Below are 12,763 nucleotides of genomic sequence, written 5' to 3'. Positions count from 1 at the left end.
TGCGCTCGACAGCTGCTACGGATTTGCGCGGCGTTGGTATCTACGCAGAAGGCTCGCTCAAGTTGTGTAGATACCCATGCTCATCGGGGGCAAGCCCCCTCTTATCAAACTTAAAATAACTCCCTGATTTTAAAGATTAAATTTTTCAATTAAAAACTGGAATTTCACATTCAAAGATCATTCCCACGCAGAGCGCGGGAACGATCACCTCAGCCGCCACGAATATTCGTAGGCGCCCCCAGTTTGCTGCGCGACAGCGCTACGTCGAAGACGTAGTGGGCCTCCCACATTTTTAACCGAGGACACCAGACCCAACTCCGGTCGGCTCTAAGGCCGCCACAGAAGCAACCCCCCTCCCACATCAACCCCAGCATTGGATCCATAAATCACAAACAGCTCGATAATCGCCCAGTAAAATCCCATACCAAGCTTGACTACTCTCTACCTCTTAAGCCTAATGGATCCATTAAATAAAAATAATCCATCGCCTGGAGAGTCATCATGTACCCCAAAAACACATGGTATGTCGCCTGCACCCCCGATGAAATCGCGCACAAGCCACTCGGTCGACAGATCTGTGGCGAAAAGATGGTGTTTTATCGTGGCCAGGAAGGCGCCGTGGTGGCGGTAGAGGACTTCTGCCCCCATCGCGGCGCGCCGCTTTCACTGGGGTATGTCGAGAACGGCAACCTGGTCTGCGGCTACCACGGCCTGGTCATGGGCGGCGACGGCAAGACCGTGGAAATGCCCGGCCAGCGGGTACGTGGTTTTCCCTGCAACAAGACCTTTGCCGCCGTTGAACGCTACGGCTTCATCTGGGTATGGCCCGGCGATCAGAGCCAGGCCGACCCGGCGCTGATCCATCACCTGGAATGGGCCGTGAGTGACCAGTGGGCCTATGGCGGCGGGCTGTTCGATATCCAGTGCGACTACCGCCTGATGATCGACAACCTGATGGACCTGACCCACGAAACCTACGTGCACGCCTCCAGCATCGGCCAGAAGGAAATCGACGAAGCGCCGCCCGTGACCACGGTGGACGGCGATGAGGTCGTCACTGCCCGGCACATGGAAAACATCATGGCCCCGCCATTCTGGCGCATGGCCCTGCGCGGTAATAACCTCGCCGATGACGTGCCGGTGGACCGCTGGCAGATCTGCCGCTTCACCCCGCCCAGCCATGTATTGATCGAAGTCGGCGTGGCCCACGCCGGCAAAGGTGGCTATAACGCCGCCCCCGAACACAAGGCTGCGAGCATCGTGGTCGACTTCATCACCCCGCAAACCGACACCTCGATCTGGTACTTCTGGGGCATGGCGCGCAACTTCAACCCCCACGATGAGGCACTGACCGCAAGCATTCGCGAGGGCCAGGGCAAGATTTTCAGCGAAGACCTGGAGATGCTCGAACGCCAGCAACAGAACCTGCTGGCCCATCCGCAGCGCAACCTGCTCAAGTTGAATATCGACGCGGGTGGCGTGCAATCGCGCAAGATCCTGGAGCGACTGATTGCCAAGGAACGCGCCCTCGAACCGCAACTGATCGCCACCACCACCGCCTGAACAGCGCGACAACTTTGCGAGGACTGAACATGATCGATGTGGTGGTGGTATCCCGTAACAACGAAGCCCAGGACATTTGCAGCTATGAACTGGCCAGTGTCGATGGTCAGCCGCTGCCGGCCTTCAGTGCCGGCGCGCATATTGACGTGCACCTGCCCGATGGGGTGATCCGGCAATATTCCCTGTGCAATCACCCCGAAGAACGTCATCGCTACCTGATCGGCGTGCTCAAGGACCCGGCGTCCCGGGGTGGCTCGCGCAGCCTGCACGAGCAGGTTCACGAGGGCGCCCGCCTGACCATCAGCGAACCACGCAACCTGTTTCCCCTGGCCGACAACGCGCGACGCAGCCTGCTGTTTGCCGGCGGCATCGGCATCACCCCGATCCTGTGCATGGCCGAGCGCCTGGCCCATGTGGGTGCCGACTTCGAACTGCATTACTGCGCCCGCGCCAGTGAGCGTGCGGCGTTTGTGCAGCGGCTCAAGGCGTCGCCGTTTGCCGCGCGGGTGTTCCTGCATTTCGACGAGCAGCCCCACACCGCGCTGAACATCGCCGAAGTGCTGGCAGCGCCCGCCGATGACGTGCACCTGTATGTCTGCGGCCCCGGCGGGTTCATGCAGCATGTGCTCGACAGCGCACGCGCGCAGGGCTGGCAGGAAGACTGCCTGCACCGCGAATACTTCAGCGCGGCACCGGTGGACAGCAGCCTCGACGGCGGCTTTTCGGTAAAGCTCGGCAGCAGCGGCCAGGTCTTTGAAATTCCCGCCGACAAGACCGTGGTCCAGGTCCTGGAAAGCCACGGCATAGAGATTGCCGTGTCCTGCGAACAGGGGATTTGCGGCACCTGCCTGACCCGTGTGCTGGAGGGCATACCGGAGCACCGCGACCTGTTCCTCACCGAGCAGGAACAGGCCCTGAATGACCAGTTCACGCCCTGCTGTTCACGCGCGAAGACCCCGTTGCTGGTGCTCGATATCTGACAGGTGTCACGACGCGGGCAAAATCACCTTCATGCGCGCGGCGGCGGTGGCTGAGCTGAAGATCTCGGCATAGCGCAACGTCGCGTTGGCGTGCTCGCGCATGATGGCTTCGGCCCGCGCGCCCTGGCGATTGACCAGGGCATCGAAAACCGAATGATGCTGCATGTGGGCATAGTTGAAGCGTCGGTACTCGCGGGCCATGTCCTCGCGATCCACCGCCAGCGCCGTCACCGAGGCGAACGGCAGGTGATCATTGCGGGCCAGCGCGTCGGCGATCGCCGGGTTGTGGCTGCCTTCGACGATGACCTGGTGAAAGCGCATGTTCAGGTCGTGATAGACCTCAAGGTCATCCTCGGTCACATAGCCCTTTTCGAACAGTTGATCGCCTTCCACCAGGCAGCGCTCCAGCGCCGCACGCGCCGCGTCGGATAAACCAAGCTCGGCGGTCTGACGCGCTGCCAGGCCCTCAAGCACGCCGCGCACTTCGACGGCGCCGGCAATGTCGCTGGGGCTGACCGAACGCACCTGATAGCCGCGCCCGCCAAACGGCACCAGCAGTCCTTCCTGTTCGAGGGTACGAAAGGCCATGCGCACGGGCATGCGCGACACGCCGAACAGCTGCGCCGTGGGAATCTCCATCAGCCGCTCGCCCGCCGCCAACTCCCCGCTGGCAATCATCTTGCGCAGTGCAACCAGCACCAATTGACCGGGTTTACTCATCCAGGCAACTTCCAGAAAACGTGAGCCGCCATGGTACCGCAAGTAGTACCGCAAGCACCTGGCCGCGTCAGATGAACGCCAGCGCTGCCCGTGCCCCGTCTATGGCGCCCAGGTGCTGGGCCAACCGCGACGGCAGGTAATCGAAAAAGAACCCGGCGCTTTGCAGCTTGGCGGCACGCAGCGGATCGTCTTCGCGCAGGGCCCTGGAGACCCGCGCGGCCCGCGCCCAGGCAAAGGCCAGCAACGCGACGCCACAGAGCTGGAGGAAATCCGGCGCCGCCCGATAGGGGTATTCACTGTCCTCGTGGGTGCGTTCACGGATGGCGTGCACCACACTGGCCAACGCGTCGCACAGGTTGGCCAACGCGCCGGAAAAGCCTGCGCATTCCTCATACTGCGCGCCCTGCCCGGCCTCGGCGCGCAACTCGGCCAGCAGCAGGCCAAAGGCTCGCCCCTCATCCCCCAGCACCTTGCGCAGCAACAGGTCATTGGCCTGGATCTCGTTACTGCCCTCGTAGATCATCGCGATGCGACTGTCGCGCAGGGTTTGCTCGATGGCGAACTCGGTGACGTAGCCGTAACCGCCGAACACCTGCAGCCCATGGCTGGCCTGGCGAAAGCCCTGTTCGGTGAAAAACGCCTTGATGATGGGCGTCAGCAGCGGCGCCAAGCGGGCGGCCGACGAGTCCTGGTCATGCTCGGCCTGATCAAGCAGGTGCGCCGCCCAATAGCCGATGGCGCGCATGCCCTCGCTGGTCGTGCGCAGCTCCAGCAACACGCGGCGCATGGCCGGGTGATAACGGATCGGGTCAGCCGCCTGGGCGACCACCTCTTCCGGCCGGCATGGCGCACGCATCTGCAAGCGCTCGGCGGCGTACTGGCGGGCGTTCTGCCAGGCCGCCTCGACATGCCCCAGGCCTTGCAGGCCCACATGCAGGCGCGCCGAATTCATCATCACGAACATCGCAGCCAGGCCGCGATGGGCCTCGCCGATCAGCCAGCCCTGGGCGGCGTCGAACACCAGGGAACAGGTGGCGCTGCCCTTGATGCCCATCTTGTGTTCGATGCCGTCGCAGTGCACGCCATTGGCCTGGCCATCGTCCAGTTGCTTGGGCACCAGGAACAGTGAAATACCACGGCTGCCCGGCGGCGCATCGGGCAGGCGCGCCAGCACCAGGTGCAGGATATTCGCCGTGAGGTCATGCTCGCCGCCGGAGATAAACAGCTTGCTGCCGCTGAGGCGATAACTGCCATCCGCCTGGGGCTGCGCGCGACAGCGCAGCAAGCCGACATCGCTGCCGGCCTGGGACTCGGTCAGGCACATGGTAGGCAAGGCCTGGCCACTGACAATGTCGGGCAGGTAGCGCGCCTGCAACCAAGGAGCGGCGTGGGTCTTGAGGCACAGGTAGGCGCCGTGGGCGATGCCGGTGTACATGGCCCAGGCGTGGTTGCTGGCATAGAGCATCTCTTGCAGCGCCGCATCGAGCAGTTGCGGCAAGCCCTGGCCGCCGTGTACCTCGGCACACGCCAGCGCCGGCCAGCCCCCTTCGACATAGGCGCGATAGGCCTCGACGAAGCCGTCCGGGGTGCTGACCCGGCCCGCCTGCCAGCGGCAGCCCTGGCGATCACCGCTGCTATTCAACGGCGCCAGCACGCCCTGACTGAAGCGTGCCGCCTCCTCCAGCACCTGTACCGCCAGCGGCAGGTCCAGGGCCGCGAATGCCGGGTGGCGCTGCCAGGTATCGGGCGCCTGCAGCCAGTGTTCCAGGACAAATTGCATATCGCCCAGGGGCGCCTCATAGCTCCACATCGGGACACCTCATCGACTAAGAAAAACCATCAAGCGCGGTAAGCAGGGTTCTCGATCAGCAACGCCATGCCCTGCCCGCCGCCCACGCACGCTGCGGCAATCCCGTAGCGCAGGTTGTGCTGGCGCAGTTGCCGGGCCAGGGTCATCACCAGGCGCAGGCCGGTAGCGGCCAGGGGATGCCCCAGGGCAAGCGAGCCGCCCTGGACGTTGAGGCGGGTGCTGTCCAGCTCCAGTTCATGGGCCACCGCCAGTACCTGGGCGGCCTGGGCTTCGTTGATCTCGAAGCGGCCGATGTCACTCAGGTTCAAGCCGCTGCGTTGCAGCAGCAGGCGGATCGCCGGTGCCGGGCCGATGCCCATGAACTCGGGGGCCACGCCGACCACCGCGCTGGCCAGCAGCCGCGCCAGGGCCGGACGTGTGCAGGCCGAGGCACGCCCCACCAAAGCCGCCGCCGCGCCATCGACCACCGCGCAACTGTTGCCGGCGGTTTGCACGCCGCCTGGATGCACGGCGCGCAAGCGTGCCAGGGCATCAAGGTCGGTGGGACGTGGGTGGCTGTCGGCGCTGACGGCACTCGCCCGACGCGCCAGGCTGATGCCCCTGGGCTGGTACCCCTCAAGCTCGAACACCTGGTTATCGACCGTGACGATTTCTTCCGCCCACGCGCCGTCACATTGCGCTTGCAAGGCGCGCTGATGGCTGTCGCAGGCGTGGCGGTCCACAGCCTTGCGGCTCAGGCCATAACGGCGCGCCAGGTTGTCGGCGGTGGCGATCATGTCCAGGCCGGGGGCCGGGTCGTACAGGGCCTCCCAGAGAAAATCCTTGAATTGCACCTCGCCGCCGAGTCGAAACCCATCCCGATGGGTGTAGGCCGCAATCGGGTTGCGCGACATGGATTCACTGGCCACGCACAGGGCCAGTTGCACCTCGTCGCGCACCTGTTCAGCGGCCTGGCGCAGCAGTTCGAAACCGGTGGCGCAGATGCGCTGCACCCCCAGTGCCGGGACTGCTTGCGCCACCCCGCTGTACAGGCCGATATGCCGTGGCAGCAAGTAGGCATCGAAACTGGCCTGGGCCATGGAGCCGGCCAGCACGCTGTCCACCGCCAGGGGGTCGATGCCGGCCCGGGCCAATACTTCACGGCCGACCTTGATGCCCAAATCGATAGGCGACACCTGGGACAGTGCACCGCCAAGGTCGACCCACGGCGTGCGCACCGCCTCGAAAATCGCTACATCGGCAAACGCCGAGTACTGCCCGGCGCTGTTCAAGGCTTGGGCCCGGCGCGCAGGATCGCAGGGTCTTCACCGCGATACAGCGCCTCGACCCTGGCCGCGCGCCATTGCAGCACGGCGCGCTGGTTGATCGAGCCTTTGTCGGTGATTTCCCCGCGATCGATGGACGCTGGCTCGTCGAGCAGGGCAATCCATTCCAGGCGACTGGCATTGCCGGTGGCCTCGCGGTTGAGGCGCTGCAACCAGTCGCCGAACCACTGGCGTACCGGCGCGCTGGCCAGCACCTCGGCGTCGCTGGCGTCGGCGCTCAAGCCGGCCAGCCGACGGCACTCGTAGAGCCGGGGGAATACCAGGGCGCCCAGGCATTCGCGGTCCGGCGCAGCAATCACCAGGTCTTGCACATAGGGCGCGCCATCGAGCACCGCGCGATTGCGCAACGGGCCGACACTGACAAACACCCCGGAAGACAACTTGAAATCCTCGGCGATGCGCCCGTCGAACATCAGCCCCAATTGCGGCTGGTGCGGGTCGGCGAGCTTGATCGCGTCACCTGAACAGTAGAAACCCTGGTCGTCGAACACCTCGGCGGTTTGCTCCGGCGCCCGCCAGTACCCCGGCATGATGTGCGGCCCGCGGAAGCGCCCTTCGAACTTGCCGTCCAACGGCACCAGGCGCACCTCGCAGCCGGGCGCAGGCAAGCCGATATAGCCGGCCATGGACAACGGCCCGGTGGTGAAGGTGCAGGACGGCGCGGCTTCGGTCATGCCCAGCCCGGCCATCATGCGGATACGTTCACCGCAGTGCTGTTCGGCCACGCGGTCGAGGCGATCCCAGATACTTTGCGACAGGCCGGCGGCGGCGAAGAAGAACAGTTTCATGCGCGCAAAAAAGCGCTCGCGCAACTCGGCGTCCTGTTCCAGGGCGTTGACCAATTCTTCCCAGCCCTTGGGCACCGTCAGGTAGGCCGTGGGCGAGATGTCCTTGAGGTTGCGCAGGGTCTCGGCAAAGCCCTGGGCGGTCGGCTTGCCATCGTCGAGGTAAAACGTGCCGCCGTTGTAGAGCACAATGCCGACGTTATGGCTGCCACCGAAGGTGTGGTTCCATGGCAGCCAGTCCACCAGCACCGGCGGTTCCTCACCGAACACCGGGAACGTCTGCAACAGCATTTGCTGGTTGGCACAGAGCATGCGCTGCGTAGTGATCACCGCCTTGGGCAACTTGGTCGAGCCCGAGGTGAACAGGAACTTGGCGATGCTGTCGGGGCCGGTGGCCTGGAACGCCGCGTCGGCCTCGGCGCCGCCCGGCGTTTGCAGCAGGCTGGCGAAGCTGGCCTGAGTGCGCCCAGGCACGTGGCCGCGCACGCTGATCAGCGGGGTCTCGGCCGGCAGGACGGCGTCGATGGCACGCTGGTAAGCGGCCCCATCGCTGACGAACACCAGCCCCGGTTGCAGCAGGTCGCACACATGCCGCAGCTTGGCGAAATCCTGGGACAACAACGAATACGCCGGCGACACCGGGCAGTAGGGAATGCCGGCGTACATCGCGCCGAGGGCAACCTGCAAATGCTCGATGTCGTTGCCCGACAGCAAGGCCAGCGGCTTATCCGCCGACAACCCGTAACGCAACAGGCCCTGGGCAATCGCACGCACGCTGTCGAGCATCTCGCGGTAGCTGACCCGGCGCCAATCACCGCCGGCCTGGCGTGCGGCGATAAACGTCTGCTCGGGCCGCACCTGGGCCCAATGCACCAGGCGATCGAGCAGGCGCGCCGGCAACTCGGCCAGGGGCTCGAGGGAGCGCATATGCAGCACGCCGTGTTCTTCAGTGATCGCCACCGCTGCGTGGCCGATGGAGACCTCGCGGTATCGCGGTGCGGGCTGGGGTTGCGGTCTGAATTCGGAACTCACAAGGGTGTCCTCCAGCAAGGCGGATCAATGCCGCCTTGTTATTGTTATGTCGCGACGCCTGCTCAGATCGGGTAATGCCGTGGCCCGTTCTGCAAGGTCACCCAGCGCAATTGCGTGAAATGCTCGATCGAGGCCTTGCCGCCGAAGCTGCCGTAGCCGCTGGACTTGACCCCGCCAAACGGCATCTGCGCCTCGTCATGTACGGTCGGGCCGTTGATATGGCAAATGCCCGACTCGACCCGCTGGGCCAGGGCCAGTGCGCGCCCGGTGTCACGGCTGAAGATCGCCGCCGAGAGGCCGAACTCGGAGTCGTTGGCCAGGCGCAACAAGGCTTCATCCCCGTCACCGCGCAGCAGTACCGCCACCGGACCGAAGGATTCTTCGCGGTACAGGCGCATATGCTCGGTAACGCCATCGATCAGGGTCGGCTGCAGGATGCTGCCGTCCAGTTGGCCACCCACCACCAGCCGCGCGCCCTTGGCGAGGGCATCGTCGATCAGGGCCTTGATGCGTGTGCCGGCGCCGGCGTCCACCAGGGAACCCAGAACCGAATCCGCTGCAATGGGATCACCTGCGCGCAGGGTCGCGACCTTGGCCGCCAGCTTGGCGGTGAAGGCATCGGCGACCTTGGCATCGACAATCAGGCGCTCGGTGGACATGCAAATCTGGCCCTGGTTGAAATAGGCGCCAAAGGCCGCCGCTGCCACCGCCGCGTCGAGGTCGGCGTCGTCGAGCACCAGCAACGGCGCCTTACCGCCCAGTTCCAGCAAGGCCGGCTTGAGGTGACGCGCCGAGAGTTCGCCGACAATCCGCCCCACATGGGTCGAGCCGGTGAAGTTGACCCGGCGCACGGCCGGGTTGGCGATCAGCCGCTCGACAATCGCAGCGGCATCCGCCGGGGCATTGCTGATGACATTGACCACGCCATCGCCCAGGCCGGCGTCCTGCAACACCTGGCCAATCAGGCGGTGCACCGCAGGGCTCAGCTCCGAGGCCTTGAGCACCACGGTATTGCCGCAGGCCAACGGCATGGCGATGGCGCGGGTGGCGAGGATCACCGGGGCATTCCACGGCGCGATGCCCAGTACCACGCCGCAAGGCTGACGCAAGGCCATGGCGAAACTGCCGGGGACATCGGAGGGGATCACTTCACCGGTGATCTGGGTGGTCATCGACGCCGCTTCGCGCAGCATATTGGCCGCCAGGCGCACGTTGAAGCCATACCAGTTGGCCATGGCGCCGGTCTCGCCGGCGGCGGCAATGAATTCGGCGCTGCGCGCCTGCAATTGCTCGGCGGCATTGAGCAGGCGGGTGCGGCGTTCGTTGGGTGCCAGCGCCGCCCACGCGGGGAACGCGGCGTGGGCGGCCGCTACGGCGGCGTCGGCATCTTCCAGGGTGGCGGCGGCCACCCGCGAGACCACTTCACCGGTCACCGGGTTGCGGCGCTCGAAGGTTCGACCGTCACGGGCGGGGCACGACTGGCCGCCGATCAACAGGGGCACGTCCAGCATGGTGATTCCTCTTTATTGTCTTTATCGGGAATACGTTCAAGCAGGGTACAACGGCGCGGCCAGGCGGCCGCGCCCTTCAGCGTTTATACGCCTGCAGGCCAGGCTTGATGCTCTTGTCGTCGAGGAACTGCTTCATGCCCTGCTCGCGACCGCCTTCGGTGTCGAGCAGGCGCGACTGATCGAGCTTGGCGTAGAGGTAATCCTCGTTCTGCTCCCAGGTCAATTCGCGGCAGCGCTTGAAGCCATGCTTGGCGGCACGCAGCACCACCGGGTTTTTCTCCAGCAGGTTGCGCGCCAGTTCAATGGTCACTTCGCGCAGTTGAGCCAGCGGCACGCTTTCGTTGACCAGGCCCATTTCGGCGGCTTTCTGCCCGCCAAAGGTCTTGCCGGTCATGATGTAGTACAGCGATTGGCGATGGCCCACGGTGTCGGCCATGGCCTTGCTCACCAGGTTGCCCGGCGGGATGCCCCAGTTGATTTCCGAAAGGCCGAAGGTCGCTTCGTCCGCACAGATCGCCAGGTCGCAGGCCACCAGCGGGCTGAAGCCACCGCCGAAGCACCAGCCATTGACCATGGCGATGGTCGGCTTGGCGTACATGCGCAGCAGTTTCCATTGCCATTGCGAGGCTTCGCGACGGATTTTTTCCTGGAGGATTTCCGGGCCGGCGTCCACTTCGCGGAAGTATTCCTTGAGGTCCATGCCGGCGGTCCAGGCTTCACCCGCGCCAGTCAGCACCAGCACGCCGGCGGCAGGGTCCTGCTCGAGGGTTTCGAGGACGTCGATCATTTCCCGGTTCAGGGTCGGGCTCATGGCGTTGCGTTTTTCCGGACGATTGAGAATGACCCAGGCGATGCCTTCTTCGATCTCAACCTTGACGGTGGTCCAACGGCCTTCGTAATTGCTCATGGCGGTACGCTCTTGTTCTGGGTTTGAAGATGAGTCGAAATTAAACCGCAAATATAGTTATGTCAATTAACTATTAATCCGGATAACCAATATTTTTAAGCGATGAAACCTGCGTTTTCCAGGCGTTGTGAAAAGCCGGCATAGCCATGGCGCGCCAACCCCGGCAAACTAGATAGCCTTCTTAACCTCCACCTTCTGAGGATTGCACTGCCAATGGCCAAGCCTTCCACCATCGCCGCCGCCAGCCAGGCCCTGCCCGACAACGACGAGGTACGGCCGCCGCTGGATTCAGCCCTGGACGATCTGATCGGCTACGCCATGCGCCGCGCCCAGCTCAAGCTGTTCCAGAACCTGATCGGCCGGCTGTCGGACCACGACCTGCGCCCTGCACAGTTCTCGGCCCTGGCGATCATCGAGCAGAACCCCGGGCTGATGCAGGCCGACCTGGCCCGCGCCCTGGCCATCGAGCCGCCCCAGGTAGTGCCGTTGCTGAACAAGCTGGAAAGCCGCGCCCTCGCCGTGCGGGTGCGCTGCAAGCCGGACAAGCGCTCCTACGGGATCTTCCTCAGCAAGAGCGGCGAAATCCTGCTCAAGGAACTCAAGGCCATCGCCGCCCAGAGTGACCTGGACGCCACGGCCGCCCTCGACGGCCAGGAACGCGAAGAGCTGCTGCGCCTGCTGAAGAAGGTCTATCAGGACTGAGCGGCCTACCAGAGCGCCACGGTGTAGAGGACCAGGAAACGGGTCTGGTTTTCATCGCGAAACGCCGCGCCGCTCGGGAAGTCATTGCGGTAGATCGACTTGCGCGCCATGAACCCGACGTTCTTCAGCGGGCCGTCCTGGATCACATACCCCAACTCCATCTGGAACTCGCGCTCCTTGCGGTCCTCGGCATTGAAAGCGGCCAGTTCGATGTTGTCGCCGCGCACATAGCGCAGCCGACTCTTGAGCCCCGGCACACCCGCTGCGGCGAAGTCGTAGTCATAGATGGCTTGCCAGGTGCGCTCCTTGGCGTTAAGAAAGTCCGAGCTCATGGTCAGCTCGCTCATGCCCATCAACTCGGTGCCGGAGATATAGGGTGTGGCCGTCTCCCCGCTTGAGTGCATGTAGCCAAGGCTGACGCGATGGCCGCCGAGGCGGTAGCCGAACAGCGCCGAGAGGTTGCGGTTATCCACCTTGCCCGCCTTGGCACTGCCATCCTCGCGGCTGAAAAAACTGCGCAGGTCGCTGGTGAGCACGCCATCGCCCAACGGCAGGTTGTGCAGCAGCGCCAGGGTGTCCTGCTGGTAGAGGTCGGCGACCTGGGAGTGATAGACGCGCAGGCTGAGGTCTTTGTTGACCTGATAGTCCCCGCCCACATACGCCAGGTGCGACGTGGTGGCGGTGGCGTTGAAACGCCGGTTGGGCGAGGCGATGGTCATGGCCTGGTAGTCGGTGGAGTCGCGCTTGTTGATGCGGTCGATGTAGCCGGTGTTAAGGGTCAGGCCCTCGATGTCCTTGGAGCTCAAGGTGGTGCCGCGAAAGGTTTGCGGCAGCAGGCGCGACGGACTGGCAAAGGCGAACGGCAGGAAGATCGACACATCGCCGGCCTTCACTGTCGTTTGCGCAAACCGCAGCTTGGCAGTCGGGGCCAGGCGCGAGTACTCATCGGCGGCGCGCTTGTCGCTGGCCGACACCGGCAGCAACTCGGTGCCGCTGCGGTCCGGCGACGAGTCGAGCTTGACCCCCATCAACCCGCGCACATCCAGGCCGAAGCCCACCGGGCCCGGGGTGTAGCCCGATTCCAGGTTGAGGATGAACGCCTGGGCCCATTCCCGCGCGGCGGTCTTCGCCCCGTCGTCCTTGTAGTCGCGGTCCAGGTAGTAATTGCGCAAGGTCAAGGTGCCGTGGCTGTCGTCGATAAAGCCTGCGGCCCATAGCGAAGTGGGCAACACGCTCAAGACCAGGCATGCCATGAGCAGGCGTGGGGTATTGTTCGACACACAGGCGACGGGCGCCGCTGCAACGGCGTGCTCCATAGGGAGTTCTGGCATGTTCGATGTCCATTTTTTGTTGTTGTTTTTGGGGTGGCACACGCTCGGCCCGGTCGGCTTCGCGAGCCAAGAATGGAAACAGCCGACGGTGCCCGTC

Annotated in this window: 10 protein-coding genes; 3 read left to right on the top strand and 7 right to left on the bottom strand. The window is 64.3% G+C overall.

All coding sequences use genetic code 11. The features are described 5' to 3' along the window. Positions 1 to 501 precede the first annotated feature (501 nt). Positions 502 to 1,563, top strand: a complete 1,062-nt coding sequence (locus V3W40_RS15085) for an aromatic ring-hydroxylating oxygenase subunit alpha (RefSeq protein WP_065948005.1) — start codon at positions 502 to 504, stop codon at positions 1,561 to 1,563. 29 nt (positions 1,564 to 1,592) lie between these two features. After that, positions 1,593 to 2,543, top strand: coding sequence for a PDR/VanB family oxidoreductase (locus tag V3W40_RS15080; RefSeq protein WP_330215253.1), 951 nt, complete (start codon positions 1,593 to 1,595; stop codon positions 2,541 to 2,543). Between the two features lie 6 nt (positions 2,544 to 2,549). Here V3W40_RS15080 and V3W40_RS15075 read toward each other — a convergent pair whose 3' ends face one another. From V3W40_RS15075 to V3W40_RS15050, 6 genes are all read right to left on the bottom strand, one after another. Next, entirely contained in the window at positions 2,550 to 3,263 is a 714-nt protein-coding gene (locus tag V3W40_RS15075) for a GntR family transcriptional regulator (RefSeq protein ID WP_065939635.1), read from the bottom strand. A 67-nt stretch (positions 3,264 to 3,330) separates the two neighbouring features. Further along, complete coding sequence (locus tag V3W40_RS15070; RefSeq protein WP_323146662.1) at positions 3,331 to 5,073, bottom strand: acyl-CoA dehydrogenase; 1,743 nt, start codon at positions 5,071 to 5,073, stop codon at positions 3,331 to 3,333. A gap of 29 nt (positions 5,074 to 5,102) precedes the next feature. After that, a complete protein-coding gene (locus V3W40_RS15065) occupies positions 5,103 to 6,344 on the bottom strand; it encodes a thiolase family protein (RefSeq protein ID WP_330215252.1) in 1,242 nt (413 codons plus the stop codon). Then, positions 6,341 to 8,215 (bottom strand): feruloyl-CoA synthase, encoded by a 1,875-nt coding sequence (locus V3W40_RS15060; protein WP_330215251.1) that lies wholly within the window; start codon positions 8,213 to 8,215, stop codon positions 6,341 to 6,343. The genes V3W40_RS15065 and V3W40_RS15060 overlap by 4 nt, the downstream gene beginning before the upstream one ends. Positions 8,216 to 8,277: 62 nt before the next feature. After that, positions 8,278 to 9,726: an aldehyde dehydrogenase gene (locus V3W40_RS15055; RefSeq protein ID WP_027603462.1), complete on the bottom strand. Its 1,449-nt coding sequence runs from the start codon at positions 9,724 to 9,726 to the stop codon at positions 8,278 to 8,280. 76 nt (positions 9,727 to 9,802) lie between these two features. After that, entirely contained in the window at positions 9,803 to 10,633 is an 831-nt protein-coding gene (locus tag V3W40_RS15050; protein ID WP_010567568.1) for a p-hydroxycinnamoyl CoA hydratase/lyase, read from the bottom strand. A 213-nt stretch (positions 10,634 to 10,846) separates the two neighbouring features. On the opposite strand from V3W40_RS15050, the gene V3W40_RS15045 reads away from it, so the two are divergent. Further along, on the top strand, positions 10,847 to 11,335 hold the full coding sequence (locus V3W40_RS15045) for a MarR family winged helix-turn-helix transcriptional regulator (protein ID WP_330215250.1): 489 nt from the start codon (positions 10,847 to 10,849) through the stop codon (positions 11,333 to 11,335). A gap of 5 nt (positions 11,336 to 11,340) precedes the next feature. Here the strand turns inward: V3W40_RS15045 and V3W40_RS15040 are convergent, their stop codons facing one another. Next, on the bottom strand, positions 11,341 to 12,666 hold the full coding sequence (locus V3W40_RS15040) for an OprD family porin (protein WP_330215249.1): 1,326 nt from the start codon (positions 12,664 to 12,666) through the stop codon (positions 11,341 to 11,343). Positions 12,667 to 12,763 lie beyond the last annotated feature (97 nt).

It is taken from the genome of Pseudomonas sp. AM8 (assembly GCF_036346475.1).
Lineage (GTDB): Bacteria > Pseudomonadota > Gammaproteobacteria > Pseudomonadales > Pseudomonadaceae > Aquipseudomonas > Aquipseudomonas marginalis.
Note: the sequence above shows the minus strand (reverse complement) of the source record. Positions and strands in the feature narration are given on the sequence as shown.

Excerpts from the sequence above, each read along its gene's own strand:
- V3W40_RS15085 (WP_065948005.1), top strand. The coding sequence starts at position 502 with ATGTACCCCAAAAACACATGGTATGTCGCCTGCACCCCCGATGAAATC.
- V3W40_RS15080 (WP_330215253.1), top strand. The coding sequence starts at position 1,593 with ATGATCGATGTGGTGGTGGTATCCCGTAACAACGAAGCCCAGGACATT.
- V3W40_RS15075 (WP_065939635.1), bottom strand. The coding sequence starts at position 3,263 with ATGAGTAAACCCGGTCAATTGGTGCTGGTTGCACTGCGCAAGATGATT.
- V3W40_RS15070 (WP_323146662.1), bottom strand. The coding sequence starts at position 5,073 with ATGTGGAGCTATGAGGCGCCCCTGGGCGATATGCAATTTGTCCTGGAA.
- V3W40_RS15055 (WP_027603462.1), bottom strand. The coding sequence starts at position 9,726 with ATGCTGGACGTGCCCCTGTTGATCGGCGGCCAGTCGTGCCCCGCCCGT.
- V3W40_RS15050 (WP_010567568.1), bottom strand. The coding sequence starts at position 10,633 with ATGAGCAATTACGAAGGCCGTTGGACCACCGTCAAGGTTGAGATCGAA.
- V3W40_RS15045 (WP_330215250.1), top strand. The coding sequence starts at position 10,847 with ATGGCCAAGCCTTCCACCATCGCCGCCGCCAGCCAGGCCCTGCCCGAC.
- V3W40_RS15040 (WP_330215249.1), bottom strand. The coding sequence starts at position 12,666 with ATGCCAGAACTCCCTATGGAGCACGCCGTTGCAGCGGCGCCCGTCGCC.